Origin of the sequence: Algoriphagus sp. (genome assembly GCF_024642405.1) — a bacterium.
Lineage (GTDB): Bacteria > Bacteroidota > Bacteroidia > Cytophagales > Cyclobacteriaceae > Algoriphagus.
The window spans coordinates 1-7,640 of sequence record NZ_JAHEBC010000179.1 but is presented as its reverse complement, the minus strand read 5'-3'; the positions used below and the strand labels follow the sequence as shown (position 1 = coordinate 7,640).

The window sequence follows — 7,640 nt, the reverse complement described above, 5'->3', positions numbered from 1 at the left end:
TATTTATTAAAGCTCTTTCAGCTTTCATCCAATCTGTCAAGTGGACAGATTCTTTTCTTTCTTTGCTTGACTTAGTCAGGTTTTGGTACATCCAATCAGAATAGAAAGGAGAGAAAGAGGACATCAATTGAGTCAGAGTAAGAAGACATTCATACAAAGTCTCATATGCCGCCTGCTTATCTGAGTTCATTTCACCTCTCCAGAATCTTTTTCGGGCCAATCTTACATACCAATTTGACAACTGATCCACAGTAAAACTCATGATAGCACGAGTTGCTTTAGTGGCGTCATAATTATCCATGGCTCCCTCCACTTCTTCTATCAAGGATTGAAGTTTGGAAATAATCCACTGATCCAGTTCTGCACGCTCAGCAACTGGAACTGACTTGGATTTGTCGTAAACAAAAGCATCCAGATTCGCATAAAGCGCAAAGAAATTATACGTATTCTGAAGAGTGCCAAAAAAGCGTCGTTGCACTTCCGTAACTCCATCCAGATTGAATTTCAAGTTATCCCAAGGATTGGCATTGCTAAGCATATACCAACGCACTGCATCTGGACCATATTCTTTCAAAGTCTCGAATGGATCCACTGCATTACCCAATCGCTTGGACATTTTGTTGCCGTTTTTGTCCAGTACAAGTCCGTTAGCAATCACGTTTTTGAAAGCAACACTATCAAAAAGCATCACTGCAATCGCATGTAGCGTAAAGAACCATCCTCTTGTTTGATCCACTCCTTCTGCAATGTAATCAGCGGGATAATTGGCGTTGAAAATATCTTCGTTCTCAAAAGGATAATGCCATTGTGCATAGGGCATCGCACCAGAATCAAACCAAACATCGATCAGGTCTGCTTCACGGAACATCTTTTCTCCGTTTGGAGAAACCAAGATTACATCATCTACATATGGTCGGTGAAGATCCAGTTCTTTTCCTTCGTATGGAGATTTTTCCATGAAACCTTTTGCAATGGATTCCTTGATGGCGGTTTCTAATTCAGCAATTGATCCAATACAAAGCTCTTCTGTTCCATCTTCAGTTCTCCAGATCGGTAGCGGTGTACCCCAGAATCTTGATCTACTCAAGTTCCAATCCACCAAATTCTCCAACCAGTTGCCAAAACGACCAGTTCCGGTTGCCTCAGGCTTCCAATTAATCGTCTTATTCAGCTCGACTAATCTATCCTTGTAAGCGGTGGTTTTAATAAACCAACTGTCCATAGGATAGTAAAGAACAGGTTTATCAGTTCTCCAGCAGTGTGGATAACTGTGTTCGTATTTCTCAACCTTAAAGGCCTTATTTTCATTCTTTAGGATGATCGAGATGATCACGTCGGTGCTTTTGAAGTCCGCAGCGTTCTCGTCATCTTCTGTATAGTTTTTCACATAGAAATCATCTGCACCATATTCTTTATGAGCAGTAATTTGATGCTCTGATACTTTTTCTACGAGGTATTCACCAACTATGGTGATGAATTTTCCGCGCTTATCTACGATAGGTAGATCATTACCTCGCTCATCTTTCACGAACACACCTGGAACATTATTTTGAACCAATGTTCTAAAGTCATCCGCACCAAATGCTTTGGCCAAGTGAACAATACCAGTACCATCTTCGGTAGTCACATAATCACCTGAAACGACAGTAAATGCTGGATGAGGTAGTGCCAAGCCTGCAATTGGGAACAATTGCTCGTATTCCCAACCTAGCATATCTTTTCCTTTGAACTCCTCAATTACCTCGAAAGGAATCAACTTGTCTCCTCCTTTATAATCTACCAATTTCAACTCAGCTGCTTTTGGATTCAGGTAGGCATTCATTCTGGCTTTTGCCAAAATTACGGTACAGGCATCGTAGGTGTAGGGATTGAAAGTCTTAACTTTCACATAGTCCAAGTTTTCACCGATCGCCAAAGCCGAGTTGGCTGGCAAAGTCCAAGGAGTAGTTGTCCAAGCTAGGATATAGGTGTTTTCCTCACCTTTCAATCGGAATTGTGCAGTGATAGAAGTGTCTTTTACATCCTTGTATGTACCTGGCTGATTCAGCTCATGAGAACTCAAACCAGTACCAGCAGCTGGAGAATAAGGTTGGATTGTATATCCTTTGTAGATCAGATCTTTCTCGTAAAGCTTCTTTAGCAAGCTCCAAACTGATTCGATATAGTTCGGCTCAAATGTGATGTAAGGATCATCCAAATCCACCCAATAGCCGATTTTCTCAGTCATGTCATCCCACTGATTTTTGAATCGCATGACCGTTTCACGGCACTTTTGGTTGTATTCTTCTACAGAAATCTTCTTTCCGATATCTTCCTTTGTGATACCCAATTCCTTCTCTACCTGAAGTTCCACTGGCAAGCCGTGCGTATCCCAACCGCCTTTGCGCTTCACTTGGAAACCCTGAAGCGTTTTGTAGCGACAGAAAACATCCTTAATAGCACGTGCCATCACGTGGTGAATTCCTGGCGTTCCATTGGCCGAAGGTGGCCCCTCGAAAAAAGTAAAGGTTTCAGCACCTTCACGATTAGCAATTGATTTTTCGAAAATCTGATTGTCTTTCCAGTATTGAAGTACATCCTCTCCTATGGCAGGATAATCGACTTGTTTGAACTCTTTATATGTTTTCACAATATCCTTTCTTGTAAGCAAGTAGGTGATTTGATTCTATTTTTTTTGCTTTTTAATCTTCAAACAGGCAATGTTGTTCAGACTCATTCCTATCAATAAGAAACATCAATGGATTCCATGCCCCTCAAAAGCAGGCACAAAGATAAGAGAAATACCCCTTTTTATGTGACTCAAAACGAAAAAATGGTGGGAAAGCCAAACAGGTTATTAAATAGACGGATATGATGAATCTTTTATGGTAAGTTCCTACATTTCAATTCTAGACTCTTGGCTCCAGAATCTCGCGACTTATGACCTACAAAAAGCATCTCTAGTCTATTTTCAATGAATTCTTCTTCAACCTTCCTAAAGCTTATTTGGCTCAAAAATTATAATTAGTCTATTAATGACAATGAAACCCAAGAAATTGAATTTTTACACCAATGACACTCACCTCTAACATGTCGTTAGTATTTTTCGCTACCATTCAAACTGTTTCTATGAAAACAAGAATAACCCTATTTGCTTTATTCGCAATTCTGGCATTTGCATGCTCTGCGCCAAAAGAAACTAAAATAGAAGATGAAGCCCCAAAACTATTTGGAAATCCCATTTTCGAAGGATGGTATGCAGACCCTGAAGGAATTGTGTTTGGTGACGAATATTGGATCTACCCCACTTTCTCGGCTAGCTATACAGATCAATTACATTTTGATGCATTTTCCTCCAAAGATTTAGTCAACTGGGAAAAACACGAAAATATCTTAGATACCTCAGCTATAAAATGGGCTAAACAGGCAATGTGGGCTCCTGCAGCTATTGAGAAAGACGGTAAATATTATTTATTCTTTTCTGCAAATGATGTGCAACGTCCAAGTCGCTCAAGTTGGGATCCAGCCAATGATATCAATCATTATGGAGGAATAGGCGTTGCAGTAGCAGATTCCCCGGGAGGACCCTTCAAAGATTATCTTGGTCAACCCCTGATTGACGATTTTTATAATGATGCTCAACCCATTGATCAGTTCGTTTTTAAAGACACTGATGGTACATATTATATGTTTTATGGAGGCTGGAGTCACTGTAATATTGGAAAATTAAATTCTGATTTTACAGGATTTATACCTTGGGAAGATGGTGAGCTTTTTCATGAAATAACTCCGGATGGTTATGTAGAAGGGCCATTTATGTTCATCAGAAATGGTAAATATTATTTTATGTGGTCAGAAGGAGGGTGGACAAATGATAGTTATAAAGTAGCTTATGCCATTTCCGACAAAGTAACTGGCCCATACAATAGAATCGGAACAATACTTGAATCTGACACTACTGTAGCAACTGGTGCTGGACATAATTCCGTGATCCAAAAACCGAATTCAGATGAATGGTATATGGTTTATCATAGAAGACCTATCCCCAATGAAGGCCGTGATCATCGTGTAACAGCAATTGATGTAATGGAATTCAACGAAGATGGAACGATTAAGCCGATAAAGATGACCTTTGAAGGAGTAGCAGCCAATCCAATCATGAAATAAGTAGTATTAAAAAATAACTTTGTTTTCTCCAGTTGTGTCCTTAGCAACTGGATTTTTTTGTCTTTCCTTGATTTCTTTTGGCTATATTTAAACTACTGAATACCAACGTATAACTACACTTTTCTATAGAAAGTCAAAATAATTTTGTTTTGGCTCATCATCCTAATAATTATTTTTATGAAGCCTTTTCCAAAACTCCATCTGTGGTTTTTGCTGCCATTTTTTATTACTTTATTAGGATTCCAAGGTTATTGGTTGGGCTTTAGCACATCACCTTTTCATTGGCATCTTCATGGCCTTTCAGCAACTTTTTGGTATATCTGTTTGATTATTCAGCCTTGGCTTTATCACAATCGTCCTATTCAAGTTCACAAAAAAGTAGGAATGCTTTCTTTGATTTTAGCAGGATTTGTCATCGCTTCTTCCATCAACATGATCGTGGTAAGTCTGCACAGCATGAGCGATTCTTCGCCCCTTTATTCAGTAAGGTACAGTCTTGCGCTATTTGATTTGACTTCTATTTGCGGATTTACCTTGTCAGTTGTACTTGCCATTATCTATGCCCGAAATATTCAGATACATGCAAGATGGATGATTTCAACTGTTTTTTGGGTTTTAGCACCTGGAACTGTCCGTTTTTCATTTATTCCATTGTTCCTAATTCTTCAGCCAAAAGAATTTTCTGATTTCCCCTTTGAATGGGCTGATGTATTCATCTGGAATTTGGTGTTAATTATTCTGATAATATTATTCTTAATGATTAAAGACTATATCAAACTTAAAAAAATTTATTTCTCCTACTTATTGATCTTGATCACCAATTTAATTTTCATTTTTATTTTCAATGATATAAAAGATGCCGCTTGGCTTAAATCTTTTTTTGATTAATCTCACAAATTAGCTTAAGAAACAAAAATGCCCTGAAATAAATATCCAGGGCATTTTATGTTGATTAGTTAGACTATTCTATATCTAGAACACAACTTTTACATCCACTTTTTGGCCGTCCCGCTGATAAGAAACTGTCGTTTCATCTCCTTTTTTGAAGGCACTTAACGCATTCATATAGCTCATCATATCAACGATTGTTGAATCTCCCATTTGTATAACGATATCACCTTTTTTCATCCCTGCGACTTCAGCCGGTTTATCAGCTGAAACCCCATCGATTCTCATACCTTTTCCATCATAGAGATAATCAGGAATCACTCCAAGCGAAACCGTAAATCTTGGAGAATCACCATTGCTGTCCTTAGTTTTGGTGAAGGCCAATTTTGACTCTATATCCAACTGATCCACTAATCGGTCTATGTATTTTACAACGAGAAGTAACCCATCATAATTGATCAAATTAGAATCATCAGAAGGCTTATGATAGTCTTCATGTTGTCCAGTAAAAAAATGAAGAACCGGCAAATCCTGTAAATAGAAAGAAGTATGATCTGAGGGACCAACACCTGATTCAGATGTGACAATTTTTAAACTGTCATAATTCATCAAATCAAAAGTAGGATTGAAAGAAGGGCTGGTTCCTACTCCATTAATTGCAAGTGTCTTTTCTTCATTCATTCTTCCCACCATATCCATGTTGATCATATAATTCACTGTTGAAAGATCAATCGTTGGATTTTTTACAAAGTAATTGGAGCCCCATAGTCCATTTTCTTCACCAGAGAATGCAATGAAAAGGAAGTTGGAGCTATGCTTTTCATGCTTGAAGATTTTTGCTAATGCAAGCAAAGCAGCCGTACCACTTGCGTTGTCATCAGCTCCATTATGTATGGCGGAATCTCCTCTATGCAAGGAACCTTGTCCGCCCATTCCCAAGTGATCAAAATGAGCTCCAATCACGATGGTTTTATCAGATTTATTGTCAATAAAACCAATCACATTTCTTCCTGTCACTCCTTCTCCATCCGTGCCGATTACGGCTTCCTCATGAGGATTGGTTGGTTTTGAAACAGTGAATTCTTGAAAGAAACCTTCTGTTCCTTTAGGACTCAAACCAATTTTCTGGAATTGATCAGAAAGATATTCTGCAGCTTTTTCCTCACCATCTGATCCGATCGCCCTACCACCTAACTCGTCTGCTGCTAAATAAGATACATCTTTTTCCAATCCATCTTTTAATTGTATGTCTGTGGGTGTTTGATCACAACCAAATGTAAGAAGTGACCCAATTAGAATAACGAGACTATATCTAGCTTTTTCTTTCATCTTTTTTCAATATTTAAGTCAAAGATAATAATCATTATCTTCGCCCTGCTATTCAAAATTAGAATCCCATGAAACAATTATATTTTGCTTTGGTGCTGTTGAGTTTTGCCTGCAGCCAAAAGACTGAGGTACAGATCGAAAATACTGCCGATGTCCATTCTTCGTCTGACTCTCTTTTGCTCACAACTGATGAGATGAAATATTTGAAAAACATCAAGCAATTAACATTTGGGGGTAATAATGCCGAGGCTTATTGGTCATTTGATGACAGCATGCTGGTTTTTCAATCTGACTACTCTGAATGGGGAGTGGAATGTGACCAAATTTTTTATACCAATTGGAAAGAAGATGATCTAAAAAACAACCAACCTAATCGTCTTAGTACTGGTCTTGGAAGAACTACCTGTTCTTACTTTCTCCCTGATAATAAAACCATCGTATATGGTTCAACTCATTTAGGAGGGGAGAATTGTCCTCCGGTGCCAGAGGCAAGAACAGACGGAAAATATGTTTGGCCAATCTATGATAGCTTCGATATTTTCACAGCTGATATGAATGGAAATATTCTTTCCCAATTAACGGACGAGCCAGGCTATGATGCTGAAGCTACAGTTTCCCCAAAAGGAGATAGAATTGTTTTCACTTCAATTAGAACAGGGGATCTAGAACTTTATACCATGAATCTTGACGGTTCGGATGTAAAACAAATCACATCAGATCTAGGATATGACGGTGGAGCATTTTTCTCTCCAGACGGAAGCAAAATCATTTGGAGAGCTTCCAGACCATCTTCTGAGGAGGAAATTAAAGAATATAAAGACTTATTATCTGAAGGATTGGTAATGCCAACGAGTATGGAACTCTACGTAGCCAATGCAGATGGATCAAATGTGAAAAAATTGACTGACCTGGGAAAAGCTAACTGGGCTCCTTTCTTTCATCCTTCTGGAGAAAAAATAATCTTCGCCTCAAATCATCAAACCGAAAGAGGGTACCCCTTTAATTTATTCATGATTAATCTTGATGGAACTGGGTTGACAAGAATAACACATGATGGTACCTTTGATGCATTTCCGGTTTTCTCAAATGATGGGAAATATTTAGTATTTTCCTCAAATAGGAATAACGGTGGAACAAGAGACACCAACCTATTTGTAGCTGAGTGGATTGGAGAATGATCTTAAAGTAATTTTTGAATTAATCTTAATCAGTTTTTTCTCTTCTGTCTATCCGCTTTCTTACCACTACCTAATCAAAATGTGGATGTAGTTCATTTG

General features: G+C 38.3%; 5 protein-coding genes. 3 read left to right on the top strand and 2 right to left on the bottom strand.

What is annotated here, in order from left to right:
• Nucleotides 1–2,629: isoleucine--tRNA ligase (ileS, locus tag Q0L68_RS13195; RefSeq protein ID WP_296703944.1), on the bottom strand; the 2,629-nt coding region annotated here is incomplete at its 3' end.
• Nucleotides 2,630–3,108: 479 nt separating this feature from the next.
• Here ileS and Q0L68_RS13190 point away from each other — a divergent pair.
• Nucleotides 3,109–4,146: a glycoside hydrolase family 43 protein gene (locus tag Q0L68_RS13190; RefSeq protein ID WP_296703942.1), complete on the top strand. Its 1,038-nt coding sequence runs from the start codon at nt 3,109–3,111 to the stop codon at nt 4,144–4,146.
• Nucleotides 4,147–4,323: 177 nt separating this feature from the next.
• Entirely contained in the window at nt 4,324–5,034 is a 711-nt protein-coding gene (locus Q0L68_RS13185) for a hypothetical protein (RefSeq protein WP_296703940.1), read from the top strand.
• 84 nt (nt 5,035–5,118) lie between these two features.
• Here the strand turns inward: Q0L68_RS13185 and Q0L68_RS13180 are convergent, their stop codons facing one another.
• Nucleotides 5,119–6,363, bottom strand: coding sequence for a M28 family peptidase (locus Q0L68_RS13180; protein ID WP_296703937.1), 1,245 nt, complete (start codon nt 6,361–6,363; stop codon nt 5,119–5,121).
• Between the two features lie 68 nt (nt 6,364–6,431).
• Here Q0L68_RS13180 and Q0L68_RS13175 point away from each other — a divergent pair, with 68 nt between their 5' ends.
• The gene (locus Q0L68_RS13175; protein WP_296703935.1) at nt 6,432–7,541 is read left to right on the top strand and encodes a hypothetical protein; all 1,110 of its coding nucleotides are present in this window, start codon (nt 6,432–6,434) and stop codon (nt 7,539–7,541) included.
• Nucleotides 7,542–7,640: the final 99 nt, after the last annotated feature.